The sequence below is a fragment of the Pelosinus sp. UFO1 genome (genome assembly GCF_000725345.1).
Classification (GTDB): Bacteria; Bacillota; Negativicutes; order DSM-13327; family DSM-13327; genus Pelosinus.
The window spans coordinates 3568427-3593022 of record NZ_CP008852.1; the positions used below are offsets into that span (position 1 = coordinate 3568427).

Consider the following 24596-nt stretch of genomic DNA (forward strand, 5'->3'; position numbering starts at 1 on the left):
TTACCTCCTTTTAAATAATAGAAAACGCCCTCGCAACATTTGCGAAGGCGTCATTGCCTCTTCGATATAAATTTATATTCAGCATTATAGCAATAACTCACAACACTGTCAATAGGAACTCTTAAAACTCACAGGGACGGTTCTTTTGAGTACCTATCTTCTGTCTCATATATGGAAAAACTCAATGTAGGAAAAGGGGACAGGTCCTTTGACACTTGCACCTTTCTTACCATTTCACGGTTTAGTTCCAATGTCTCCGCAATCCCCCTTAGGGACAAGTTGGATTTTTCCATCAGAAGCTTTATCAGTTCCTCTCTTAGCGATTTATTGCCTATGAAGAAGCGAGGGGACGGTTCCATGACTCACTTAGTTCTTTAACCATATTTTATCTATTTTTTATAAAGTAGCAATTTACGGATGTAGAGTCAAAGAACCGTCCCCTGACTCTTACACTGTCTGGAATTCAGCGCAGAATATCGGAAATAATGGGTATTAACGCCACTTTGCTGCAAACGTTTAATTAATATATTTACCATGATCGCCATACAGGGAATCAGAACAGCTTGGGCTACGACTCTACCAGGCATAGTCACTATCACAGGGATACCAAAATGTAACTGTAATAAGAATGGGGTTAGTATTAAACTGGTAATTATATTGTTAATCCCAATCACTATGACTAATTTTTTCAAAGATATCATCCCATTGCAAAACCATCCTATCATAAAGGGAGCGATCATTCCGTTCAAACCCGCTACTAGGGTAAATGTAGGGAGGTAAAATCCACTTGGATTAAGTTGAAATCCAATAAGATCTCCTATAACCCCTGTAATAAATCCTTGCTTACCCCCAAGTAACACTCCAGCCAAAATTACAGGAAGAGTACCAAAGCCAATTCTGATTCCTTCAATTCCCTCAAAAGAGATTCTTATACTAAATATCCTAGTTAAAATAATGTTAAGAGCAACTAACATGGCAATACAACATATATTCTGTACAGTTAATTTCATTATCCTATAATCCGCCTCCCTTCATTGACGTAATTCAGCCTTCCATCTAACAATTACACTATTGTTACTATATATTATAATATATCTGAAGAGATGAACTTAAATATAATGTAGGTCCATCTCTTCAGATTGTCAATTTTTTCAATTACAGCCTCTTTTGAGTGTCAAGGGGACAGGTCCCTTGACACTTGCACCTTTCTTACCATTTCACGGTTTAGTTCCAATATCTCCGCTTATCTCCTGTGGGCAACCTAAGGTATTACCAATACCAATAAAGCTGGAATCACATTTAGAACGGTTCCTTGCAGTGGCGCCACACATTCTTTTGAAAGCTACTTACTGATACGGAATGTAAAAGAACTTCAAGTTACTGAAAGTTCCTTTTTTACAGCATCCAACATATTGGATTTGATCAAAACTTTATCATTGGGCTTAATGAATTGAGATATTCCTCCTAATTCATCAAGTAATTCTTGCATAGCTAATTTTACCACCTGCTCATCATAGGTATCTGCTTTGGTAACTACTACTTTAACCATCTGAATGTCCCCTCACTTAATTATAATGAACCCCTAAATATACACTCTTATCTATGAGGTTATAATTTATTTTTTATTTTTTAGTCTAATTATTTTTTCCCCAATTCTAGGAATTCTAAGAATATCTTTTTCATGTAATCCTCTAAATAAAATCAAACATAAAAAATATATGATACAACCAGATAAAATTGAAATTATAGTAGATAATGTATTACTTAAAGATTCAATCATTACAAGTCTGTACGCTATTGTGACTATGACTCCCATCACTATAGTAGAAATAACAGTTTTCATAATGTCTTTATAAGAGATATCTAACCCAACAAAACGATATACAAAATAGATATTTAAAGAAACAGCTACTCCAAGGTCAACATTAGTTGCCCAAGCTGCTCCGTTGACACCAAATTCAGGCATAGCAGTAAGTACCCAACTTAGACCGATCTTAATTAGAGCTGCTATCAGCATATTTAACATGGGTATACTAGTACGACCTAAACCATGTAAGATTGCTGTCGTCACTTGATGAAGTCCAAGTAAAAGAATCGCGATCGATAAAATAGCAATTACATTCCCTGCATTGGGCGTATTATATAATAATTGCGAAATTGGAGTAGCTAATAAAAGTAATCCTGCAAAACTAGGTAATAAAATAATGACAGAAAGACGTATTACTTCGCTAATACGATAGTGAATGCTATTTAGATTACCTAAAGCCAGTGCATTTGAGATTGCTGGAACTAGACTCACTGCTAATGAAGCGGTTAAAACAGTAGGAAAATTAATCAGTGCACTTGACATTCCAGTCAAATATCCAAATAATTCAGTCGCTTCCTGTACAGAATATCCAGCAACTTCTAGCCGTGCTGGGACAATCAATATATCGATATTAGCTATAATTGGTGCCATAACATTTGCTAATAATACTGGTAGAGAGAGTCGCATTATACGGGAATTAATAGAAATCCATGGTTCTTTGGTTTCTATTAAACAATTCGCTTTTGCCACATAAAAATAAGACCTATATTTCCAATAATAATAAATTAGCACGCTCAGTGCAGCCACTGCTCCAGCAAAGGCTCCAAAACTTGCGCCTGCCGCTGCATATTGTAAGCCATATGGAAGCAGTATATATGCCAAACATAACATAGTTATAACTCTAAACAATTGTTCTACAATCTGAGAAACTGCCGTAGGCTTCATGATTTGAAATCCTTGAAAATAGCCACGAAAACTAGCAATAATGGTAACAAAAATAACCGATGGTGTTAAGGCAATAATAGAATAATAGGCCCGAGAATCACGAATTATATTATTTTCGATCAACCAACCTGCTCCATAGTATAAAATAACTGTCGCCAATACCCCAATTATAATCATTTGAGACAATGCAACTTTAAAGATTCTCTTTGCACCATAAAAATCTGAAATCGCTGCTTTTTCAGCAACTAATATAGAAAGAGCCACAGGAATACCAGCAGATGAAACACTAATTGCTAATAAGTACATAGGAAAAGCGATATTATATAGTCCTAACCCTTCGCCTCCTAATAATCTTGATAAAAAAATAAGCTGCGCTGCTCCAATAAATTTAACAACAAAATTAGCGAGAGTTAGCATTAAAGTTCCTTTTATAAAAGAATTACTCGGCAAAAGTTCATCCCCCTATTTAAAAATAATCAGTAACGTTATTTTCAAAAAGGTATAATATGGTATATTGTACCTTTTTATGCTACATTTTACTATTGCAAACAATATCTTTCAACATAATATAAATAATGAGGAGCGAAATCACTCCTCATAGTAGTTTTAGTATTTAATATCTTTTCTAATCTCGATAAAGATTATCAGAAGCCCTCATTCTAATAAGAGCATCATCACTTAACATACCATCAAAAGCTTCCACAACAAGACTTTCATCATTTAAAAGATCTGAGACTACTTCCCCGCCATTACCAATTGATCGTAAATCTCCACCTTTTAACTTTTCAAGAATCTCATTCCTATTCATAAATTCCTCCTAAATTGGAGCTACCCCCCATTAAGAAATCATAGGGACGGTTCTTCTGAGTCACTCCCATCTTTTTGTCTCATGCCATAAATATATGATCATAAGATTTTCTTTGAAAAACAATATCCCATATTTCTATCCTAGCTTACCATTAAAATACAAAACTCCTGCAAGACTAGGCTGTTTTGCAGGAGTTTGTCGTATATATTGCTTTTTTGATCAGCTCTAACTATTGTCTATTGTCTCTGCTCATTGCATGGACAGGGGTTTGGCATGGTGACTTGCATTCACCTACTTCTATCACTAGTAAATGACAGAGAGGACGTCAGGCTTTGGCGGAACAGCTTCTTAGTTTGTTGTAAGACCTCCGTCAACAGGAAAAATCCCTCCCGTAACCCATTTTGCCTGATCTGATGCTAGAAAAACAGCCATATTGGCTATATCTTTCGGTTCCCCGATTGTTTGCAACGGATAAATTGATTTAATCATTGAGTTGAAACGGTCTTTTTCTTTCCTATCAAGGCGCTCCATGTTGCTCTCAACTTGAGGTGTAGCGACAGTACCGGGTGCAATAGCATTAACCCGAACGCCATGTGGCCCTAATTCAAATGCAAGGGCTTTGGTGAAAGATTCTATAGCCCCTTTTGTCATAGAATATGCTGTCGAGGGTCTATCCGGCAGCATTCTTCTGGAAAAATAAGACGAAATATTAATCACATTTCCCCGGGATTGAATTAGATCATCCAGGAAAGCTTGCGTCAACAAATAAGGAGCTTTCACATTTAAATTCAGATGATAATCCAATGTCGGGATATCCGTATTCAAAAAAGGTATAAAGCGTGCGATGCCTGCATTATTTACTATAATGTCGATTTTTATGTTTTTTGTACGAACCTGTTCGACTATTTCAGAGAGTGAATCTTTGTTACTAATATCGGCTGGAATAGAGAGAACAGTTATATCATATTGTTTTAATAATTTTTCCCTATAACCCAATTTTTCCCTGTCTCTTCCAATAAGAATTAGATTTGCTCCTTGCTCGGCAAAAGCTGTGGCAATTGCAAAACCAATTCCATCACTTCCTCCTGTAATAAGAGCTGTTTTATTAATTAACAAATTCATTTACTATCTACCTCCTAAAATCATCAAAAAAATTTCTTCTTTAGTAGGTAGTATAATATACGGATGAAAAACGCTCATTAACATAGGTTAAAATTAATAGATTTTTTTATTCTTGATAGGGTAACATTGGTAATACCAAGATACGAAGCCAGATGGTAATCAGGTATTCTTCTGACAAGATCAGGATATTCAGTGCAGAAATGTCTAAACCTCTCTGTTGCCGAATTTATAAGAAATTCATATTCTCTACGGAACTTATCCTCTACAAATAATTCAGCATAGGACAAAGCAAACTTTTCCCAATAACCATGACGAGTTAACCAGGAATGAAAAGATGAAAAATCGCAAACGGAGACTGTAACATTTTCTAAAGCAGATATGTTGAAGAGACTGTCATTTTTACGGGCCGAAGGAGCAATCGGCCATAGTAATTGGTTTTCCCAAAAAAATCCCTTATTATACTCCTGCCCTTCTAAATTCATATAAAAAAGTCGAATAATGCCTTTATGGATAAAGAAAACCTTATCCCATTTTTCTCCGGCTTTGACAAGCATTTCGTTGTGAATATATTTCCTTGTAATAAATAAATCCGAAAGTTCAATTAAATCTTTTTCATCTATATTGATAATATTATAAAAAATGTTTTCTTTTAATAATTCTCCCAAAGTTTTTTTCCCATGCTCTATCAAAATATTTTCTCCATTCTTAAAAAATAATAACATGTCAAGGGGACAGGTCCTTTGACACTTCACCTTTGGGAGACGCGGGGACGATGGTTCTGTCTTGCAACTTCTTTCGAAAGGGACACGGGACAGGTTCCTTGTCCCAAATAAAAACACTAGCTTTAAAGATTCGAGGGGACGGTTCTCTTGAGTCACTCCTATCTTCTTGCCTCATGTCATCAATGTATAAACATAAGCTTTTCTTCGAAAACAGTCTCCCATATTTCTATCCTATTTACCATTAAAATACAAAACTCCTGCAAGGCTAGCTACTTTGCAGGAGTTTATCGCTATATATTGTTTTTTGATCATCTCTTCTTATGCGGAGTCTACAATGGTTCTTTTTAAAAGACAAGACTTATGATACTGGAGAATTTATTATGTAATTAAAGATATACCGTTCTGTCACATTATTGTCATATATTTAGATGTATAATTTAGATAAAAGGAAGGTGTAAATTATGATATCTACCATTGCAACTATAGCTATTTTTGTATTTGTTCTAGGATTGTTGGACTTTAGATATTAAACCGACAGTCAAGGTACCTCACAATCATCATTATAGTAACACTTATATAGATTCAAGAGGACGGGTCTTTTGAGTCACTCTAGCATTTGCTTGTCTGCTTGTCGCATGGCTACCCGTCCGCCACAAAGTTTTTTTATATTCTTAGATTTATGATAGCCAATTCGTTTCTTGTTACTGGAATGAACAATCATACAGGAGTGGTATCCTGCAAATTGTTCATATCCTATGTGCTACATCCCGATGTATTTCACATAATCAAGTATCGGCATGAGCTGCATTTCAAGTTCTGATTTTGTTTCTTCCGATACGTAATTTTGCGTTGCCATTTCATATCCTGCCTGCTCGACAACTTGCAAATAATCATTTACGGTTGCTTTGATTTTCTCGTCCTTGCTTTTTAAGAGTTTACCGCAGTTGCGATAAATCTCAAGGACAGGATTGCAGGAAGCAAACACCACTTTCATGGTTTCAAAATTGTTATTGCCCGGAAAGCCGCAGTTGGAAATCACCACAAATTGCTGCGTTTTAGGTTTGGAATCCGTAAGGTCAAAATTTTCGTCCGAATTTACAATCAGAGGACTTTTCAGCGGCGCGAGCCTGTCGACAAAGTTCTTGAGAGCTGCTGTCATGTTCCATGTATAAACAGGCGAAGCGAAGCAAACCACATCAGCAGCATTATATTTGTCCAAAAGCTCTGTCATATCATCCTGCATCACGCATTTTCCTGGTGTTTTAAACCAGCAGGTAAAGCATCCTTTGCAGTGTCCAATGTTCTTATCAATTAAAAACACATTTTCGGTGTCGGCATCGGCTCTTTTTGCACCGCTCAAAAACGCTTCTGCAATCACATTTGTGCTGCTGTTTGCCCCGGCAGGGCTGCCGTTAAATACTATAAATTTCATTTTGTTTTATTCTCCTCTTTTCATCGCAAGTGTCGCTTACCTCTTTTAAATAACAGAGCGTCGCAACTCTGAATTTTCGCCATTTCGTTTTTCAATCCAAAGTTCTAACAAAGTATTTACATCATCTGAAAACTCACGTGTTGTTTGCGTTTCTTTCTTTTCTATTTTTTCCAGTATTTCAAAAGAAAATGTGGTTGCTCCGAACTGTTTCCATGACTCACTCATACACATTTCAGGGCAAGAATTAGTCGATACTGAAAATGCAAAACGATTTTTCGAACCTTGTATATCTGTTGTTGCTCGAAGCCAAAGATTATCAGCGCCACTGCATCTCACGCAGTATACCCCGCCAATTATCACTCTATTTTTATACTGCTCTTTCAAATCTTTTTTTGATGGTTTGTCCATTGATTGATCACCATCCTTTTTAGAATTTATTTGTCGTTTTTCATAACCCGCTAACAGCTCTTGACATCAAGGCCAAGAACGCTTGAAAGTTCTAAAATTAAAGAAACGTCAGGACCCTGATGATAATATTTCCAACTCTGTTATTCTGCATCATTTACCCCCATAGAATAACTATAGCGAACCTTCAGCTATGGTTCAATAAACGCTCCGTAGAGTTACAAATCTAGACGAAGCGAGGGGACGGCTCGTTATTGCCTCCCCTAAAGGCATAGACTTCGACATCTTTCACTTAAAACAAAAATGACTACGCTTTTATCAGTCGGACAAAAGCGTAGTCATTTACAAGAAGCAAGCGGACATTTCCCCCTAAATTGTGCTATGCCTTAAAAATTGATTGATACCAGTAACCCTTGCTATTTACCGTTGTGTTGCCTCTTTTTATGATAATTCTATATAAAAAAAAGAGAAGCATAGGAACCGTCCCCTCGCTTCCCTTATATGAAGATAAACATGTTATTTGTGCGATGGATTCTGATAATGTCACGGATATATTGCAAATAGTTTGGCGACTAGAATAATACCGAGGGTGTCTATTTTTTTTTTATTGGGACATAGTTCCTGTCCCTTGTCCCATTATATTTTGGGATGCGAAGCAAGAAAAGAACGTATATTTTTAGATGATTAAGAAGGCTTTGACCTCTTCGATGTCAACGCTATTATCAGACCAACTGAGTTATATCTACGTATTCTCTAAACCCTAGGCGTCCATCTTTTTCAACAATAAGGCCATATTCTCCCCTAAAGTTCGCATACTCTGCAGGCCTTCGATATCTTTCTCAACATCGCCGATTTTGTTGGCGATAACGTTGTTAGATCCTCCGACAATAAACATTTGCATATTCAAGAAAAAATGAAACATGGTGTCTAGTGCATGTACCGCGCCATTGCGTCGCACAGCCACAACAGCTGCTCCGACCTTGTGTTTGTACATGCGATCATTTGCTCGGGCCACATATCCGGCCCTGTCAATCAATGATTTCATTTCGCTCGTCACATCGTTAAAATAAACTGGTGAGCCAAAAATAATGCCATCGGCAGCCATAATTTTTTCTATCCAATCGTTAAGTGGATCTCCAGTAACCGCACAAGTCTTTGTTTTGTTTTTGTAGCATAAATTACATGCGGTGCATCCCTGCTTTAAAACACCGCCAACTTGAACCAGTTTAGTCTCAATACCATTCTTTTCCAACTCAGCAAACACAACTTTGATAATGGCGGCAGTATTCCCACTCCTCCTTGGACTCCCGTTAAACGCTACTACTTTCATTATAATTCCTCCTCAGCCATTATACCTTTTCATTACTCTAGTGTCACAGTAGCTCATGTGCTGTAAATCCTTAAGTTTTAATAAGTTTATAAGTTCTGCAATCTGAAAGACATTCGTGACCCCATAACTCGCGCATGCATTATATAATCCCCCAGCTCCTTTATCCAGCACTTTCACGTGCGCATCCGTGCAGTCTGCTTTTTTTACTATATCTAGAATCAAAGCCTCTAAATAATCGCCATATTGTCGTTGTACGGTTGAAATCAGTTCTACAGTAATACCCATCCAGCCTGGGGACTGACAGTAACTAAGGCGTCATTTGTTTCTTCAAATTCGACTATTTTATTGATATCCAAATTATACTATAGGGAAAAGTATAAAACTAATATTATAATAAGTATAATAGTTATACTTATTTACATATAATCCAAGGAGGAATTCTCTATGAATTGCGCCAGTAAGAGGTGCTTACATATTGCCGATCATACTACCACCTTTGAATAAAACTCGCGGGGACGGTTCTTTTGAGTCATTCTTTTCGATTGTTTCCCATACACAATGTAAAAATCCTTTGCCATCTGAAGTCAAGCGCGAAAATGGTCAGTCAGGAAATATTGACAAGAATATCAAAATAAATTATAATCATTTTGACGATTATCGAAGTATAATATTTTGAAATAGAGACTATCTGCAACGTAAATAATCTGCAGATAGTCTCTATTCGCCAAAACAATTCGATGATTATAAAAATGTAGAATTATCGAAACAGCTATTTTGCCCACAAAATTAACATATAGGAGTGAAGATTAGATGAAAACATTATTTGACAAGACCAGTATTGGAAACATACCCTTAAAGAACAGGTTAATCCGGTCGGCGACGGGGGAAACCCTGGCCAAGGAAGGGCACCTGTCAGCAGACCTATTGAAGGTTTATGAGGATTTGGCCAAGGGCGGCGTAGGAACAATTATTACCAGTTTTGCCTATGTTGTTGAAGCGGAGCAACCTTTTCCAGGAATGTTAGGGATTTATGACGATTCTTTCATTGAAGAGTACAAACAACTGACTGAGCTGGTCCATAGTTATGACGCCAATATTATTCTTCAGCTGGTATATTGCGGGTCGTACCGAATGGCAGAGCTGGGCGGACAGGAAATCTGGGGGCCAAGCGCCGTAGAGAATCTGCAGACTCATATTCAGCCTAAGGAGATGACAGCAGAGGATATAGTTAACTTGCAGAAGGCGTTTGCCAATGCGACAGCCAGGGCAAAGCAGGCAGGCTTTGACGGCGTTCAGCTTCATGCTGCTCATGGATTTCTGTTGAGCCAATTTCTGTCACCTTATTATAACCGCAGAGCGGATGAATATGGTGGCCCGATTGAAAATAGGGCCAGAATGGTGCTGGAAACATATTCAGCTGTTCGCGAGAAAGTAGGCACTGAGTACCCTGTTCTTATTAAGATCAACAACTCGGATGGCATGGAGCAAGGGATGACCTTTGAGGATTGTAAGTATGTATGCAAGAAACTGACCGAAGTAGGAATTGACTCCATTGAAATCAGCGGCGCGTGGCATCATTTTACCGGTCGCCAGAATTCCTATTTTAAAGATGACGCCGCAGAAATCGCCGCGGAAAATAACGTTCCGGTTATCTTAGTAGGAGGCAATCGCGATTATCATTCGCTGACAGAAATCCTTAATCAGACAGCTATTAAATATTTATCGTTTTCCCGTCCTTTTATCGCTGAACCAGATCTGGCAAATCGCTGGAAAAACGGCGACGTCAGCAAAGCAAAATGTACCTCCTGCAATGGTTGCGCCACTTTGCATGGCCTAAAATGCGTCCTCCACCGGTAAGGTGATCAGGCTATGAAAAGAAGAGTTTAGGGGGTTATGCCATGAAAGCAATTATTTTCGGTGCTACAGGAATGATCGGCAGAGGCGTCTTGCGGGAGTGTCTGCTCGATTCTGAAATTGAAGCGGTTCTTACGGTCGGGCGCAGTGCCACCGGGCTTCAGCATAAAAAGTTGAATGAGATTATCCACAAAAATTTACTTGACTTGTCTGCCATCGAAAGTGCACTTTCGGGCTATGACGTGTGCTTTTTCTGTCTCGGGGTAAGTTCAGCAGGCATGAAAGAAGAGGAGTATCGGCGAGTAACCTATGACATTACGCTGGCGGTGGCGCAGACCCTTGTCAAACTTAACCCCAAGATGACATTCATCTATGTATCGGGCTCAGGCACCGACAGCAGCGAGCAAGGACGTGTCATGTGGGCCAGAGTCAAGGGCAAAACGGAAAACGCGCTGCTGCGCCTGCCGTTCAAAGCTACGTATATGTTCCGCCCGGCCTACATTCAACCCCGTCATGGAATCGTGTCAAAGACCAAGCTATACCGGGCAGTGTATGCAGGGCTGAGCCTTCTCGAACCTGTTTTGAAGATACTGTTTACGAAGTATTTTACAACGACGGAAATATTGGGACGCGCCATGATCAGAGTTGCTAAACAAGGTGCTCCTACATCTATTCTTGAGAGCGGCAGCTTCCAGGTATAAGGTTCGCATTTTACAGGCATTCAATAGTTATCAAGATAAATCCATCATAAAAAGCAGCGGGACAGGTTTGCCGTTTTAAAAATGGCGAACCTGTCCCCTGCTTTTTATAGGCTAGAGTAAACTAGTATTTATCTCCACCAAGTAGAATTAGGATACACTTCAGAACCTATTACAACAGACTCTCCAATCTTAGGCGTCGAAATAAGGATTTGCCGTTCCTGGCCCGCGCTTATTACCCGCTCAATCGGTTCTGTCCAATCATGCAAGGCTAACGTAAATGCAGCCCAATGTATAGGTACCATGATCCTGCCATTAACATCAATATGAGCTTGTACGGTTTCTTCCGGCATCATATGAATAGCAGACCAACGTTCATCATACTGACCGCATTCCATTAGTGTCAAATCAAAGGGGCCATACGTTTTACCTATTTGCGCAAAGTGAGGTCCATAGCCGCTATCGCCGCTAAAATAGATTCTTGCGCTCTTGCCGATGATCACCCATGAGCTCCACAGCGTTGCATCACGATCAAACAGGCTTCTTCCTGAAAAATGCCTGGCTGGCGTCGAAACTAGTTGTAATCCTTCAAACTCTGCTTCAGTCCACCAGTCTTGTTCTTTTATCCTGGTTTTCTCAATGCCCCATCTTTCTAAGTGACTCCCTATGCCTAACGGCACATAGAACTGACGTACTTTATCTTTAAGTTTCATAATAGATTCATAATCCAAGTGATCATAATGATCGTGAGACAAAATAACAACATCTATGCTCGGCAATTCCTCAATCTCGATAGGTAAGGTTTCACTATAGCGCTTAGGTCCAAGGAATGGAAAAGGAGAGGGGCTTTGCGAAAATACAGGATCTAACAATATTCTTTTCCCGTCTATTTGCAGTAATATGGTAGAATGACCAAGCCAGGTGACTTTCGTTTCTTTTGTATCTTGCAAGCTGGCAGGATCTACAGCAACGATAGGAAGAGATTTATCTGGATTTCGCTGCGGACTGTCTTTCAAGTAATCCCGCAGCGTGGTATATAAGCTGTTTGCATCTGTATTGATTGACGTAGGAATTTGATTGACAAACTTATTTTCTTTAAAATTGGGAGATTGGTTAAAGGAACGTATTTTATCTTCCGAAATCTTACCTCCCAAATTTGGGTAAAAAGATAAAAGGAAAAAGCCCATTAGGCTAATTCCTACCAGGCCAATAATAACAAAATTCATATGCTATTACCTCAATTACAGATGGACTTTAAAGAATTTTGTGAATTTTTCTATTGCCTGGCTAAAATGACGTTCTTGATCGTACAAGCTAAAATGGGTTCCACCATCGATAATCACTAATTCTTTAGGCTCTTTTGCGTGTTCATAAGCTAGTTTGGACTGTTCAAGAGTTGCTGCCTGTGAGCCTGCAATAATCAGCATCGGAGTTGGCGAAACCATATGGATGACATCCAATGCAGAGTACTGTACCATTTTATCGTAAGACCATAAGAGAGTTTTGTTCTGCCAGTTTGGGTGTTCTCCACGAGAGGTACAGTAGTAATCTAAACCTTCTCGCGCCCCTGGAAAGGTTGGATCTTCAGGAAGCATAGGAATATATTGTGGTTCTCCACCAGAGGCATACGCTATTCTTGCCTTTCCTGCTTCTTTTAGTAAAGAAACCCAATCTCCAGCGAAACCACTCGTTACCATCCCGCGTAGATCAAAGTAAGCACTGACCGTGCCGACAGCTTTTATTCTTTTATCTGTTGCTGCCGTATATGCAACATAGCCACCACCTGCGCAGATACCGATCGCCCCAATTCTTTGTGGATCAACTTCATCCAGTCCTGACAAGAAAGTTACCGCACTCTTAATGTCTTCTGATTTGGCAAACGGATTTTCATCAAACCGAGGTTGGCCTTCACTTTCACCATATGAGGTATTGTCAAAAGCCAGGGCAACATACCCCTTCTCACTCATCTTTTGGGCATAAAGTCCGGAAGTCTGTTCTTTAATACCGCTCACGGGTGTCACCGTCACAATAGCAGGATATTTTTCTCCTTTCTTCATATCCTCGGGTAAGTAAAGATGACCTGCAATATTTAGTCCATTGCTTTTAAAACTTACATTTTTTCTCATACTATTTCTCCTTTTTATATGATTAAGTTTTGATTAAAACTTAAATAAAAATAATCGAATGATCGTTTATTTTTATTTAAAAATTTTTATATCTTTATAGCATCCCAACTCATTTCAATAATCCTTTCTACAGCAGCTTCATTTAGTTCGGTATTACCATTGAGATGTTCCTTACCATATTGCATCATAGGGCTATAAGAATGGATAGCTAACAAATTGGTATCTACTTGTTTTAAAATCTTTTGTTGTTTTCCTCGTTCAAACAAATTAAACATCGGTTTAAACAAACCAAATCCTTCATCTCGGGATATTTTATGAATCAAAGGTGAGTTTTCAAATTGTTCGATAAATAGAAAATAATCCCTATTCTCTTGCGTAAAAGTCACAAGATTTCTTAATATTGATTCAAGGCCGCTTTTTACAGGAGTGGACTCATCAATATTACGCAATATTCTCTCACTCATCTCCTTTTTAACTGTCACGTACAGTTTATTAAGCATATCCTCCTTATTCTCAAAATACACATAAATCGTTGATGGCGATATATTCGCTCTTTTGGCAATCTTTGACATAGAGGTTTGGGCAAAGCCGCTTTCATTTATAAGCTGTATCGCTGCATGAAAGATATTTTCACTTTTATTATCATCTTTATATCTCATATTTTAATAATAAACGATCATTCGATTAATGTCAAGTTTGCATTTTACAAACACCTTCAACTTTTACTTAAAAACCTTCAAAGCCTTTGATATTTTCCTATTCACTGGAATTATTTCTTTTTATACTCACTTATTGTCATACCAGTCCATATATGAAATGCTCTTACAAAAGAATTTAAATCTTGATACCCTAAGAGGTAAGCTATATCATCACTTGTCATATCCGAATTTTTTAAATAATGCCTTGCAAGTAATTCTCTAGTATGGTTTAGCTGCTTTTGGAATGTAGTATCTTCTTCCTTTAATTTTCTTTGAAGAGTTCTTTTACTACATCCTAACTTTGATGACACATCATCTATACTTCCTTCTCCTGCTGGTAAAAGTTCTATAAGTGCGCTTCTAACTCTAGCTGCATAAGTGTCTTCTATATCTAATTCACTGAGTCGTCTTTTTAGTTCTGGTTCAAAATACTCCCACATAGCATCATTTTGACTTATAAAAGGACGTAGTGCATCTTCCTTTGATATAGTCAATATGTTTCTTGGCCCTATTTTAGGTCTTACTCCAAAAAACTTTTCATAATTATTATTATCTATCCTATGCTTTGTCATCACTTCTTTAGGTACAATATGAGTTTTAGTAGCATTTCTCATAAGTTGTACTAAAAATACCATTTCTGCTGCAACTAAAAATTCTGGTAATTCATTTTCTTCATTTTCAAAAGTCATCTCTAATGTTATGTTGTCTTTATTTTCATTAACTAGGAATACTAGTGGTCCTATAAGTTTTTTATATGTTGATATTCTTTTCATACAAGTTAATACATTCCTACTGCAATAAGCTGCAAATACAGGTGGATAAAATGTTTCTAAACTTTCTATTGTACCAATCTTTATTGGAGTGCACTCATCAATTGATAATTCTTTTAGTGTTTCCATAAATCTAATACATTGAATAGTTGTCAAAGAAGGACTTTTATGGCTAAATAAGTCTTCAGGTAAATCAGATTTTTTTAGTGCTTCTGTAGTTGATATTCCAAGACTTCCGATTAAATCAGCAAATTTTCTCTCTAGTATAAACCTCTTATTAGACATTTAAGCTCCTTCCTTTTGTATTTATCATTTTTATTTTTCTTGCTGCATTTGATATATTTGTTTTAGCATTACTTTTTTAGGTATAAAGCTTAACATAGAAAGCATAACACTTTGGGAAGCTGTAACCCCTGCGATAACATCCAATTTACCTTTTAACATGGCATCATATCCTTCTCTTGCTACAACATATGGACTTACTGTCTTAGCAAACAAAGGTGTATTACTCAAATCAGCTGTTTTGGCAAATTCTGTTTCTGTTCCACCAGGTAATAGTGCTGTAACTGTTATGTTTGTATCATGTAATTCTTGTGCTATTGCATTGCTAAAAGATGTAACATAAGCTTTTGATGCATAGTAAACAGCTTGCAATGGACCGGCCATAAGTGATGCTGTTGACGATACATTTAGTATTTTCCCACTATTTCTTTTTACAAAGTCAGGCAAAAACAATCTTGTTAAAGCAGTTAGCGTTACTATATTAACTTGAATCATTTGTAAATCTAATTCCATTGGACGCTCATGGAAATAACCACGTCCTCCAAATCCAGCATTGTTTATAAGGTAATCTACTTGGATTCCTGCTTCTTTTACTTCATTATAAATCTCAATAGGTGCCTTTGGTAGTGTTAAGTCCTTTGCAATAACTTTTACCTTAATATTATGTTTCTTTTCTAATTCTTGTTTTAGTTCATTTAATTTATCTTTTCTTCTTGCAATTATAACAAGGTCTCCACCTTTTGCTGCGTGAATACGAGCAAATTCTCTTCCTATTCCACTAGATGCTCCTGTAACTAGTGCTACTTTTTTACTCATGTATATCCCTCCCATATTTCATAGATGTAATAGCCATCTGTTGCATCAACAAATTTAACTTCATTTTATGTTAAGATTATATCCTTTATCTCATCACATTTTAATATCATTACACGCCATCATTTTATCAATTCACGCCACAGGATTTCTTATTAATATTTCATCTGTAAAATTCCACCCCTTCTCTCCATCTCAAACTGTATTGCTTCCCACATTTCTTTATCTGTAATTGCTGGATGGCTTTCTTCAACATAGTATTAAAGCATACAGAATCTAAAAGAAAAATAAAAAAATACAAATTCTCAAAATAGAATTTGCCTTTTGTAAAACTTTATTTTAATTTTATCAAAACTCGCTTTCATACTTTTGAAAAATTCATAACATGTTGTCGCCGCTGGGCTGCTAAAGCAGGCGTGTACATTCCTATAAAGAACAGAATATGGATTGATTCGGAACCCAGTCCATATCCCAATATTCTTTTAGGCTTCGGTGAAATAGCACTTGAGGATATACCTCCGGCTATTCGGCTTTTGCGGAAAGTATGGCTTGATCATGTATAGTAATTACCTTCTATAACACAAAAAGCAGCTACACATTTACAATTATTATGTGTAGCTGCTTTTATATTATTTATTATTTTCTCTAAAATACTGCATACTAATTTTTTTCCATTCCCGGGTACTAAATAACATCGTATATTCTTCTAATCCAGACTTCTCAGCCAAAGTCTGAGCAATCACCCTACATTGTTCACGAGTATGGGCATGTAACATTGTATAAAAATTATAAGGCCAGTCAGGGTGGGAGCTTCTTGAATAGCAATGGCTTACAAGAGCATCCTTGGACAATAGTTGACCAACCTCTTGAATACGTCCTTCTGGTACAATCCAGGCACATAAGGCATTAGCGGCATAACCAACTTTTCGGTGCCTAAGAACAGCTCCCATTTTACGTATTTTCCCAAGTTGCCGATATTGCTGCAGCTTATCAAGAAGTTCGTCCTCACTAATCCCAAGCTTATCGGCGAATTCGCGGTAAGGTTCAGCTACCAACGGAAACTCATCCTGCATAATAGCAATAATTTTCTGGTCTAAATCATCCAGCATAGGTTACCTCCTATCATCTTATTTAAACAGCCTCTTACTTAATAAGAGCTACATATACAGAGCACGTTCAACCAGCTTCTTAAGATAATGAAAATTGCACATTGACTTTAAATTTTTGAGCAGACGGCAAATTGATGAACCGCACTACACCATCAAGTTTTCGGATGATATCTAGGATCTCATCCTGAGCAGCCAAATTGGGACTTAACAACGTGAACCATAGATTCAATTCTCCTTCACGCTCGTAATTATGAGTTACACCGTAATAAGAATTAATCTTTTTAGCTACTTGAGAAACCTGTTTTTCCGTTACTTCCAGTGCAACTAATGTACCAACATAGCCTAACTTAGCCGAATCAAAGAAAGGACCCATACGACGAATAAAACCTTGCTCTTTCAAAAATCTGAGCCTTTCGATTACAATCGCCTCTTCTGCATCCAGCTTTTCCGCTAGTATGGCAAAAGGACGCTTGACTAAAGGCAAATCTATCTGAACAATGTTTAACAATCTCTTATCAAAGGCTGTAATCATGTAAAACCCCTTTATTATATGACTTTATCCAAAAGCCAGAATGCGATACAAACTTTAAGAGCATTCTATTATTTACAAAAAAGGTATAGACACCTATTCCTGCCTATACCTTCCGTCCATTAGAACGCTGATTCAATTGCTCCTACCGGGCAAAGACCGGCACAGGGACCTATGCCTACACAGGTTTCAGAATTAATCTTATATTGAGTTTCGTCTTCCAAAACTGCATTGTAAGGACAAACTTTAGCGCATTTACCGCATTTAATACATTTATTATTAATTTTACGGGCAACAGGCAGCCCAGCCAATCTTCTTTGTACGCTTTTCCAGCCATCTCCATATTCCATGATTTCGCAAGCCTTAAAAAAGGCATCTTTTCCTGATATCTTATAGACAATGTATAGCGCAGCATCAATCCCAGCTGATACTCCCGCAGCTGTAATTATACTACCGTTGTCAATAAACCGTTCAGTCTTATTCAGAATGATAGTAGGATCGATTTCAAGCAATTTGTCAAAACACATATGATGAGTAGTCGCAGACATTCCTGCCAGTAACCCAGCTTTCGCAGCGAGTAAGGCGCCACTACATACGGAAAAAGTTATTTCTGCGTTCTTATTCTGTGTCTGTATCCAGCTGATTATCGTAGAGTTGCCCAAAAGTTCCGGTGTCAGATTGCCGCCGGGGATGACTATAATATCTGCCTGAGGACAATCTGTGAAATCATAATCTGCTTTGACAATTAAGCCCGAAGAAGATTTCACATCACCTTTATTTTCACTAACTGTAAACACATCATACCTAGCATACGATTCACCAAAATTCACAGCAGAAAATACCTCATATGGTCCGACGAAATCCAATGGTTCCACAGCATGATATAACAAGATTCCTACTTTTTTGGGTAATTCCGTTTTATTCATTTATCAAAGCCTCCATCACTACTATTCATCCGTGCACGTGATGGTTATATTACACCACACAAACTGCTATAAAAAAAGTGCCAGATTCCATTGAATGAAAGAGGCCAGTTTCGGAAAGAATCACAATAACCGTCCCACTGCTTTTATCTAATTGCCCACCACTACTGCCAATGTAATAAATTCCCTTTACTCCAGAACGCATCAGCACCAAAATTCTACATAGCCATCATATATGTCATAAATGGCTCCGATGATTTTAAGACAATCAGTTAACATGGCTGTCCGGATAAGACGGGATGCTTTGAGCCTACATATATTCAAATCAACGTTCTCTTTGATGGCATTATCCAGTAAATCGCCTTGTTGCGTTTTCGCTTTTTCCACGGCAGGTTTTATTGCCTCGATAATCAATGCGATGTGACCGGGCTCATCGGAATCTTCCACTGCTGCTTTAACCGCTCCGCAGTCCTCATGTCCCAACACCACGATCAAATTTACGCCAAGATGTTCAATAGCATACTCTACACTCCCGAGAGCAATATCGTCAACCACTTCGCCTGCCGTCCTCACAACAAACAAATCACCAAGTCCTTGGTCAAACACAATCTCTGGAGGTACGCGTGAGTCAGAGCAGCAAACGACCACGGCAAAGGGGTACTGCCCTTCTTCCGCCAGTTCCTCTCTTCTCTCTACTCCCACATCAATTACCGCGAAATTCTCTGTTACATACCGTTCGTTCCCGCCAATCAGTCTTCTCAGGGCGTATTCTGCATTCATCACTCACATACCCATGGAGCTGCAAAGCAGCTGTCTTAGCAAAAAAGACACACCGGACATTACATGACTCCTCCTCTCCACATTAGACGACGAATACCAGCACCCGACAGTGTTTACATATATCGTTTACTACATAATATGACACTGTTTTAAGACGGGTTACCTCGAAGTCTAAAAAAATCCCTACTATTAAGCTGAATAGTAAGGCATTCTCATTTCAATGGAATCGAAATTAAGTAGATAAAGGAAGAAACAAGCATTCCGCGAAGAAATTAGTAAAATTTCAAAAAACTTTAATCATTAATTGATAATGAGGACTAATATGAGAGTTACGTGACAACAAATAAAGAGCTTCTCATGCCATACGGCTATGAGAAGCTCCTTAAAATGTCAAGGGGACAGGTCCTTTGACACTTGCACCTTTCTTACCATTTCACGGTTTAGTTCCAATGTCTCCGCAATCCCTCTTAGGGACAAGTTGGATTTTTCCATCAGAAGCTTTATCAGTATGGTAATTTTTATAGTATATCATAAAATATTATTTGAAATTTCCTCAAATCTTTCATCAGTTATACCAAGTTTTTTCTTAAATCTTTCATCTTCCATTCTTGCCATAATTATCTTGCTGGGAGATATTTCCTTGATAATATTTTTTATCTTCTGAATTGATTCGTCATCATCGTTATAGCCCTTAATGATAGTAACTTCAAATATAAACTTCCCTTTATATTGTTTATTAAAGGAAACCATATTTGAAATGTATTCTACTAACGTATACCCTTTAATCGGTCTTTGGAATTTTTGAAAATCTTCTTCTGTTATTACTTTTATCTCTCCAACAACCTCATCACATTTATTAGCAATTTTTATATATTCATCTCTTCCTAGTAAATATCCATTAGAAAGCAGCCTTACAGGTAAGCCTTTGCCTTTGATAAAGTCAACAATATCACCAATTTTATCATTTATTAAGGCTTCTCCTTTTGAGTTAATAAAGATTAATTCTGCTTTTGTATTTTCTATCATGCGTTCTAGTTCAATCAATGAACTATCCATTTTACCAAATGACTTTTGGGTATCTACCTTATTTTGCGACCTTCCAATAGGACAAAATATGCAGTCAAAGTTACAATACTTTTCTAGAAGTATATTAACTTCCAGTACCCTTCTTCCATCTTCAATATAAATATCTTTATAACTGAAACCACCCATCACCTTATCCTCCTCAAGAATAAAATAAAAAAAAGCCCAAAAGATATTATTAAATATCTCCCAGGCTTTTATCCTTCCGTGTACACAGTTAACTGTGTGTTTTCTCTCGGACCTGCCAGTTACAAACTGCGGAACCCTAGAAAACTTAAATATATAATTAAATTACGATTTACAAATCTAAAATCGCAACTCAATTCTAGCATAACGTTAAGATTAAATCAACCAGAATCAAGGGGGCGGTTCCTTTGAGTCATGCATGACAGGAGTTCGACAATCATGAGCAAGGCGGTATTTTTTTTGTGGATAAAATTGTGAATAACTTGTGGATTGGTGTGGATAAGTCCATTTTATAATAGTTGAGAAGCATATAAAACGAAAAAACTCCCTAAGCAATTAAGCTAGGGAGTTTTTATTTACCAGCATTTACACGCCATAACTTTCTTCCTTCGCGGCAAGCTAGAATAAACGCGAAGGAGAATAAAAATGTCTGATTTAACTAGCTTGCAGGAAATGATTGAGAAGCTACGCACTGAACTATACAAGATATCGCAAGAGAAACTATTAACCGATCCGGAGGTTGTCAGGGCAAGTCAGATGCTTGATGTGTTGTTAGTGGAATATCAGAAGTTGTTGAGAGATAAAAGTGATAAATAAAAAGTCCTCCCCTTTCAGTAAAGGACTTTAACTATTCCTTTAATAATTCGTTTATTTTGTATAAATATAATAGTAACCCTATAGCCAGTATTATATGAAACATGTTAGATAGCCAATGTCCAAAAAACATAGTATCATCTCCTTGCTAAATACGATAACGTACGGGAATCTATATAAAATATCGACATAGTCGTGAAGCTGTGTATAGGCGGAATTATTAACCGCTATATCGATCTGTTATTTCATATTATAGACAAAACATATGACAAGGATATGACAAAATAAAAAACCGCCTCACCCGAAGGCAAGACGGCTAAACATAAATTTATTGTGGCAACCGATTAAACATGCTTACCAAAAAAATCATGTCAAGGGGACAGGTCCTTTGACACTTGGACGGAGACGCAGGGACGGTGGTTGTGTCTTATTAACTAAATCCTTTTATTTGCTCCAGTTACCCTAATTATCGTATAAACTAACCTTCTTAGCATACGGCAAGACACTACCACCGTCCCCGTGTCTTATCATTTGGGTAGTTACACAAAAGCGCTTCGTTAACGCCTTTTTCTACGTCTTCATAATTATAGTCATAACTATCTACTTTGACTGCTGCTACTTTTTCCATATTTAGTACCTCGCAATTATTACTTATAAGTTATTTGGATATTAGAAATAAGTTGCTGTCATTTTAAAGAGAACCACTATTAGCATTCACGATATACAAAATAACCATTACACTTCAATATGGTTCGTTACTTGTTTATTTATTAACTCATTAATCTCGCTAAGATGTAATTTTAAATGTCTTAGATAGTCTATAATCATTACTTTTAACGACACACGTTCGTTGAGTGCAGTAATCCACTCATTGTCTAATTTATCCATATTAACATTATTAATCACATGAACAATATGGAGATTAAAATATTTCCATAATTGAACTAAATCATACCAATTTTCTGTTTGATAATTCTGAATCTCAACCCATCTATCATTATTGCCAAGATTTGCGTAATCCGGATAAATCAAAGGACTAGGTTGATATTGTAAATGAATTATCCGATGTATATTGTTAGAAGCTGAGTCAACCATATGTCCAACAGTCTCCTTGATTGTCCAGCATTCATTATTTAGTCTAAACATTATTACATCTGCGGAAAGAGCCAAAAATTTTGGTTCCCATTCTTCAATCAAACTTAAGATTTCTTGGTTATTATTCGTAAATTCACTCATGCTCTAATCTCCTTTATCAGCTTTTCTAAAGATCGTCCCACCGTTCAAGATTTACTTTTTATTTAATAGTCACACCATTACACGTAGTGTTTAATATACGAAATTCAATCGTTTTGCGATAATTAATGTCTATCAATTATATTGCATTCCCAGATACACATTATTGGCTTCCCTATTATAAGTTATTTTGACAATACAGCGAATAGAACCTCTATGATGTCATGATGTCAAGGGGGCAGGTCCCTTGATACTTGCACCTTTCTTACCATTTCACGGTTTAGTTCCAATGTCTCCGCAATCCCTCTTAAGGACAAGTTGTAAAATTCGCGGGGACGGTTCTTTTGATTCACTCCCCTCTTTTTGTCTCATGTCATAAGTAAATGATCATAAACTTCTCTTCGAAAAATGGTGTCCCATATTTCTATCCTATTTTCCATTAAAATACAAAACTCCTGCAAGGCTAAGCCGTTTTGCAGGAGTTCGTCGTATATATTGTTTTTTGATCAGCTCTAATTATTGTCTATTCCTCGATTCTCATTGCATGACAGGGGTTCGGCACCCCCACGACACCCTGCGACACCCCTATTTTTAAGAGTCAGCAAGAGCGGTATTAGAAGTTGTCAAAAAAGCAACATCCCCATGAGTTCCCCTAGTCCGATCCCGAATGCCATAGTAATGAAAATCTATAAAGTTAAATATCTGTTTTAATGGCTTCTTCAAACACTTTACGTACAATATCTTTAGTAGTGCCACCTTCAAAAATTTTACGCTTTTCTACATAATAAGTTGGAACATAATAATAATCGTATTGCTTTGCAATTGCAGGAGTCTTCTCTTCATCAATGATTTCCACTTTAATATCTTTATATTTCGGATTCTCTTGCTTTACTTCATCAATCCAATCAATTGCTCTTTTACAATGTGGGCACCAATCTGTTATAAGCACAATAATATTTTTCATAAGTCTACCACCTTTCTTCTAATTGCATTATTAATATGTCAAGGGGACAGGTCCTTTGACACTTGGACGGAGACGCAGGGACGGTGGTTGTGTCTTATTAACTAAATCCCTTTATTTGCTCCAGTTACCCTAATTATCGTATAGACTAACCTTCTTAGCATACGGCAAGACACTACCACCGTCCCCATGTCTTATCATTGGCAATGGATTCGAACTGGTAGATACTTATATTATAGCCTAAAACCGGACCGATCATGAAAAGATGTGGGCCGATTTACATCTTGTTTTTTATATTTTTCGTGAACAACCAACGGAGGGTGTTTACACATTTACCCTTTTCCACCCCCTCCGAGCATATTCTACATACATCTTTGACTTTTCTCTAAATATAAAATTACAAAGTTTATTATATACTTCTATTAGGATATATTTCTAATTGTGTTTCTTCGATAATATATTCCCCATCATTATTATCAAATGATCTTAAGAATATGTAATGCTTTAAAAGTTGCACCTGATTACTTATATCAGGATGAGTTATCTTTTAACCCATTAATATTAAGGATCTTGTTCATTTACTCGAGAAAGCTGGAAGTATGATATAATTTACCATTATGGTTATAATACGAAATACAGACTACGCGCTGGTAATGAGTATTATTTATAAATTATGCAGGAGGAGCAGAATGATTGATAAATTTGGAAAAGTAATGATTTACGTTAAAGACCCCAGAGCTGCCGCAGATTTTTGGATAGATAAGATAGGTTTTACCAAGATTAAGGTTAATACGCATGAAACAGGTATTCTTTCAGTTGAGCTTACCCCAAACAGCACGTCCGACGCAAGCATTGTTTTGTTTGATAGAAGTATTGTTGAAAAAATGTCGCCAGAGCTTAATTTGGGTACGCCATCTATTTTATTTTCTAGTTATGATATAAGGGATATGCGAAACAGGCTTATTAATAATGGTGTAAATGTGGGTGAAGTTATGGATATGGGGGATTCATTAACTTTCAATTTTTCAGACATTGAAGGTAACTACTTTGCAGTACAAGAAATAAGAAGAAGTTAGGTAGCTTGATTGCATATGGCACAGGAAATCGCGGGGACGGTTCTTTTGAGTCACTCACGTTTTCTCATCTCACATCATCAATATATAATCATAAACTTTTCTTTGAAACGCAGTATCCCACACTTCTATTCTATTTACCATTAAAATACAAAACCCCTGCAAGGCTAAGCTGCTTTACAGGAGTTTGTCGTATCTATTGATTTTTTGATTAGCTCTTTTTCTTCGAAGTCTACAATGGCTAAATTATGCAGTTTGAGATTAATCGGGGACCTCTGTAACAGGTATAACTGCGAAACTTTTGATAGGTCAT

At 37.2% G+C, this 24596-nt stretch carries 27 protein-coding genes, 1 pseudogene and 1 riboswitch; of the genes and pseudogenes, 4 read left to right on the plus strand and 24 right to left on the minus strand.

The window, feature by feature from the left end:
* Positions 1–425: 425 nt before the first annotated feature.
* The 10 genes from UFO1_RS16915 to UFO1_RS26245 all read right to left on the minus strand — a co-directional run bounded on the left by UFO1_RS16915 (position 426) and on the right by UFO1_RS26245 (position 8856).
* Positions 426–1010 (minus strand): folate family ECF transporter S component, encoded by a 585-nt coding sequence (locus tag UFO1_RS16915; protein WP_051788979.1) that lies wholly within the window; start codon positions 1008–1010, stop codon positions 426–428.
* Between the two features lie 362 nt (positions 1011–1372).
* Positions 1373–1549, minus strand: coding sequence for a hypothetical protein (locus UFO1_RS25485; RefSeq protein ID WP_173406227.1), 177 nt, complete (start codon positions 1547–1549; stop codon positions 1373–1375).
* A 66-nt stretch (positions 1550–1615) separates the two neighbouring features.
* Positions 1616–3202 (minus strand): polysaccharide biosynthesis protein, encoded by a 1587-nt coding sequence (locus tag UFO1_RS16920; protein ID WP_051788980.1) that lies wholly within the window; start codon positions 3200–3202, stop codon positions 1616–1618.
* Positions 3203–3377: 175 nt separating this feature from the next.
* Positions 3378–3560, minus strand: coding sequence for a hypothetical protein (locus UFO1_RS16925; protein WP_038672742.1), 183 nt, complete (start codon positions 3558–3560; stop codon positions 3378–3380).
* A 348-nt stretch (positions 3561–3908) separates the two neighbouring features.
* Positions 3909–4682, minus strand: a complete 774-nt coding sequence (locus UFO1_RS16930) for an SDR family NAD(P)-dependent oxidoreductase (protein ID WP_038672746.1) — start codon at positions 4680–4682, stop codon at positions 3909–3911.
* Positions 4683–4759: 77 nt separating this feature from the next.
* The gene (locus tag UFO1_RS16935) at positions 4760–5404 is read right to left on the minus strand and encodes a Crp/Fnr family transcriptional regulator (protein ID WP_038672748.1); all 645 of its coding nucleotides are present in this window, start codon (positions 5402–5404) and stop codon (positions 4760–4762) included.
* Positions 5405–6164: 760 nt separating this feature from the next.
* A complete protein-coding gene (locus UFO1_RS16940) occupies positions 6165–6836 on the minus strand; it encodes a flavodoxin family protein (protein WP_038672750.1) in 672 nt (223 codons plus the stop codon).
* Between the two features lie 45 nt (positions 6837–6881).
* Entirely contained in the window at positions 6882–7244 is a 363-nt protein-coding gene (locus tag UFO1_RS16945; protein ID WP_038672752.1) for a GIY-YIG nuclease family protein, read from the minus strand.
* Positions 7245–8001: 757 nt separating this feature from the next.
* The gene (locus UFO1_RS16950) at positions 8002–8571 is read right to left on the minus strand and encodes a flavodoxin family protein (RefSeq protein ID WP_038672754.1); all 570 of its coding nucleotides are present in this window, start codon (positions 8569–8571) and stop codon (positions 8002–8004) included.
* Positions 8572–8583: 12 nt separating this feature from the next.
* Positions 8584–8856 (minus strand): hypothetical protein, encoded by a 273-nt coding sequence (locus tag UFO1_RS26245; RefSeq protein ID WP_038672755.1) that lies wholly within the window; start codon positions 8854–8856, stop codon positions 8584–8586.
* A 525-nt stretch (positions 8857–9381) separates the two neighbouring features.
* Between UFO1_RS26245 and UFO1_RS16960 the strand changes: the two genes are divergently transcribed.
* Positions 9382–10428 carry an NADH:flavin oxidoreductase gene (locus UFO1_RS16960; protein WP_038672757.1) on the plus strand — a complete coding sequence of 349 codons (1047 nt, stop codon included), beginning with the start codon at positions 9382–9384 and terminating at the stop codon, positions 10426–10428.
* Between the two features lie 41 nt (positions 10429–10469).
* Entirely contained in the window at positions 10470–11126 is a 657-nt protein-coding gene (locus tag UFO1_RS16965; RefSeq protein WP_038672758.1) for an NAD(P)H-binding protein, read from the plus strand.
* 128 nt (positions 11127–11254) lie between these two features.
* Here the strand turns inward: UFO1_RS16965 and UFO1_RS16970 are convergent, their stop codons facing one another.
* From UFO1_RS16970 to UFO1_RS17015, 11 genes and pseudogenes are all read right to left on the minus strand, one after another.
* Entirely contained in the window at positions 11255–12349 is a 1095-nt protein-coding gene (locus UFO1_RS16970) for an MBL fold metallo-hydrolase (RefSeq protein WP_038672760.1), read from the minus strand.
* Between the two features lie 15 nt (positions 12350–12364).
* Positions 12365–13249 (minus strand): alpha/beta hydrolase, encoded by an 885-nt coding sequence (locus UFO1_RS16975; protein ID WP_038672762.1) that lies wholly within the window; start codon positions 13247–13249, stop codon positions 12365–12367.
* Positions 13250–13335: 86 nt separating this feature from the next.
* Entirely contained in the window at positions 13336–13749 is a 414-nt protein-coding gene (locus tag UFO1_RS16980; RefSeq protein WP_236639232.1) for a hypothetical protein, read from the minus strand.
* Positions 13750–13752: 3 nt separating this feature from the next.
* Positions 13753–13908, minus strand: a pseudogene (locus UFO1_RS26250) (TetR/AcrR family transcriptional regulator); the annotation flags it as partial.
* Positions 13909–14018: 110 nt separating this feature from the next.
* The gene (locus UFO1_RS16985; protein WP_038672766.1) at positions 14019–15002 is read right to left on the minus strand and encodes an AraC family transcriptional regulator; all 984 of its coding nucleotides are present in this window, start codon (positions 15000–15002) and stop codon (positions 14019–14021) included.
* Positions 15003–15032: 30 nt separating this feature from the next.
* On the minus strand, positions 15033–15815 hold the full coding sequence (locus UFO1_RS16990; protein ID WP_038672768.1) for an SDR family oxidoreductase: 783 nt from the start codon (positions 15813–15815) through the stop codon (positions 15033–15035).
* Between the two features lie 626 nt (positions 15816–16441).
* The gene (locus UFO1_RS16995; protein WP_038672771.1) at positions 16442–16921 is read right to left on the minus strand and encodes an Lrp/AsnC family transcriptional regulator; all 480 of its coding nucleotides are present in this window, start codon (positions 16919–16921) and stop codon (positions 16442–16444) included.
* 79 nt (positions 16922–17000) lie between these two features.
* Positions 17001–17453, minus strand: a complete 453-nt coding sequence (locus UFO1_RS17000; protein ID WP_038672773.1) for an Lrp/AsnC family transcriptional regulator — start codon at positions 17451–17453, stop codon at positions 17001–17003.
* A gap of 119 nt (positions 17454–17572) precedes the next feature.
* Positions 17573–18376, minus strand: a complete 804-nt coding sequence (locus UFO1_RS17005; RefSeq protein WP_051788981.1) for a DJ-1/PfpI family protein — start codon at positions 18374–18376, stop codon at positions 17573–17575.
* A gap of 201 nt (positions 18377–18577) precedes the next feature.
* A complete protein-coding gene (locus tag UFO1_RS17010) occupies positions 18578–19153 on the minus strand; it encodes a carbonic anhydrase (protein ID WP_051788982.1) in 576 nt (191 codons plus the stop codon).
* A gap of 528 nt (positions 19154–19681) precedes the next feature.
* On the minus strand, positions 19682–20365 hold the full coding sequence (locus tag UFO1_RS17015; protein ID WP_038672775.1) for a radical SAM protein: 684 nt from the start codon (positions 20363–20365) through the stop codon (positions 19682–19684).
* 55 nt (positions 20366–20420) lie between these two features.
* Positions 20421–20516: riboswitch (guanidine-I (ykkC/yxkD leader) on the minus strand.
* Positions 20517–20848: 332 nt separating this feature from the next.
* On the opposite strand from UFO1_RS17015, the gene UFO1_RS17020 reads away from it, so the two are divergent.
* Complete coding sequence (locus tag UFO1_RS17020) at positions 20849–21019, plus strand: aspartyl-phosphate phosphatase Spo0E family protein (RefSeq protein WP_038672777.1); 171 nt, start codon at positions 20849–20851, stop codon at positions 21017–21019.
* Positions 21020–21521: 502 nt separating this feature from the next.
* Here UFO1_RS17020 and UFO1_RS26055 read toward each other — a convergent pair.
* The 3 genes from UFO1_RS26055 to UFO1_RS17030 all read right to left on the minus strand — a co-directional run bounded on the left by UFO1_RS26055 (position 21522) and on the right by UFO1_RS17030 (position 23213).
* Positions 21522–21644: a hypothetical protein gene (locus UFO1_RS26055; protein ID WP_256380524.1), complete on the minus strand. Its 123-nt coding sequence runs from the start codon at positions 21642–21644 to the stop codon at positions 21522–21524.
* A 107-nt stretch (positions 21645–21751) separates the two neighbouring features.
* Positions 21752–22252, minus strand: a complete 501-nt coding sequence (locus UFO1_RS17025; RefSeq protein WP_038672778.1) for a hypothetical protein — start codon at positions 22250–22252, stop codon at positions 21752–21754.
* Positions 22253–22943: 691 nt separating this feature from the next.
* Complete coding sequence (locus UFO1_RS17030) at positions 22944–23213, minus strand: thioredoxin domain-containing protein (RefSeq protein WP_038672780.1); 270 nt, start codon at positions 23211–23213, stop codon at positions 22944–22946.
* A gap of 686 nt (positions 23214–23899) precedes the next feature.
* Here UFO1_RS17030 and UFO1_RS17035 point away from each other — a divergent pair.
* Positions 23900–24286, plus strand: a complete 387-nt coding sequence (locus tag UFO1_RS17035) for a VOC family protein (protein ID WP_038672781.1) — start codon at positions 23900–23902, stop codon at positions 24284–24286.
* The last annotated feature ends 310 nt before the right edge of the window (positions 24287–24596 follow it).

Bases quoted from the DNA above. Each gene is read 5' to 3' on its own strand.
- UFO1_RS16925 (WP_038672742.1), bottom strand. From the start codon at position 3,560: ATGAATAGGAATGAGATTCTTGAAAAGTTAAAAGGTGGAGATTTACGA.
- UFO1_RS16970 (WP_038672760.1), bottom strand. From the start codon at position 12,349: ATGAATTTTGTTATTATTGGCCTGGTAGGAATTAGCCTAATGGGCTTT.
- UFO1_RS16950 (WP_038672754.1), bottom strand. From the start codon at position 8,571: ATGAAAGTAGTAGCGTTTAACGGGAGTCCAAGGAGGAGTGGGAATACT.
- UFO1_RS26055 (WP_256380524.1), bottom strand. From the start codon at position 21,644: ATGGAAAAAGTAGCAGCAGTCAAAGTAGATAGTTATGACTATAATTAT.
- UFO1_RS16940 (WP_038672750.1), bottom strand. From the start codon at position 6,836: ATGAAATTTATAGTATTTAACGGCAGCCCTGCCGGGGCAAACAGCAGC.
- UFO1_RS16985 (WP_038672766.1), bottom strand. From the start codon at position 15,002: ATGTCTAATAAGAGGTTTATACTAGAGAGAAAATTTGCTGATTTAATC.
- UFO1_RS17000 (WP_038672773.1), bottom strand. From the start codon at position 17,453: ATGATTACAGCCTTTGATAAGAGATTGTTAAACATTGTTCAGATAGAT.
- UFO1_RS16915 (WP_051788979.1), bottom strand. From the start codon at position 1,010: ATGAAATTAACTGTACAGAATATATGTTGTATTGCCATGTTAGTTGCT.
- UFO1_RS16930 (WP_038672746.1), bottom strand. From the start codon at position 4,682: ATGAATTTGTTAATTAATAAAACAGCTCTTATTACAGGAGGAAGTGAT.
- UFO1_RS16965 (WP_038672758.1), top strand. From the start codon at position 10,470: ATGAAAGCAATTATTTTCGGTGCTACAGGAATGATCGGCAGAGGCGTC.
- UFO1_RS17015 (WP_038672775.1), bottom strand. From the start codon at position 20,365: ATGGGTGGTTTCAGTTATAAAGATATTTATATTGAAGATGGAAGAAGG.
- UFO1_RS16960 (WP_038672757.1), top strand. From the start codon at position 9,382: ATGAAAACATTATTTGACAAGACCAGTATTGGAAACATACCCTTAAAG.
- UFO1_RS17020 (WP_038672777.1), top strand. From the start codon at position 20,849: ATGTCTGATTTAACTAGCTTGCAGGAAATGATTGAGAAGCTACGCACT.
- UFO1_RS26245 (WP_038672755.1), bottom strand. From the start codon at position 8,856: ATGGGTATTACTGTAGAACTGATTTCAACCGTACAACGACAATATGGC.
- UFO1_RS17010 (WP_051788982.1), bottom strand. From the start codon at position 19,153: ATGAATGCAGAATACGCCCTGAGAAGACTGATTGGCGGGAACGAACGG.
- UFO1_RS17005 (WP_051788981.1), bottom strand. From the start codon at position 18,376: ATGAATAAAACGGAATTACCCAAAAAAGTAGGAATCTTGTTATATCAT.
- UFO1_RS16990 (WP_038672768.1), bottom strand. From the start codon at position 15,815: ATGAGTAAAAAAGTAGCACTAGTTACAGGAGCATCTAGTGGAATAGGA.
- UFO1_RS16975 (WP_038672762.1), bottom strand. From the start codon at position 13,249: ATGAGAAAAAATGTAAGTTTTAAAAGCAATGGACTAAATATTGCAGGT.
- UFO1_RS16935 (WP_038672748.1), bottom strand. From the start codon at position 5,404: ATGTTATTATTTTTTAAGAATGGAGAAAATATTTTGATAGAGCATGGG.
- UFO1_RS16945 (WP_038672752.1), bottom strand. From the start codon at position 7,244: ATGGACAAACCATCAAAAAAAGATTTGAAAGAGCAGTATAAAAATAGA.
- UFO1_RS17030 (WP_038672780.1), bottom strand. From the start codon at position 23,213: ATGAAAAATATTATTGTGCTTATAACAGATTGGTGCCCACATTGTAAA.
- UFO1_RS17025 (WP_038672778.1), bottom strand. From the start codon at position 22,252: ATGAGTGAATTTACGAATAATAACCAAGAAATCTTAAGTTTGATTGAA.
- UFO1_RS16995 (WP_038672771.1), bottom strand. From the start codon at position 16,921: ATGCTGGATGATTTAGACCAGAAAATTATTGCTATTATGCAGGATGAG.
- UFO1_RS25485 (WP_173406227.1), bottom strand. From the start codon at position 1,549: ATGGTTAAAGTAGTAGTTACCAAAGCAGATACCTATGATGAGCAGGTG.
- UFO1_RS17035 (WP_038672781.1), top strand. From the start codon at position 23,900: ATGATTGATAAATTTGGAAAAGTAATGATTTACGTTAAAGACCCCAGA.
- UFO1_RS16980 (WP_236639232.1), bottom strand. From the start codon at position 13,749: ATGCTTAATAAACTGTACGTGACAGTTAAAAAGGAGATGAGTGAGAGA.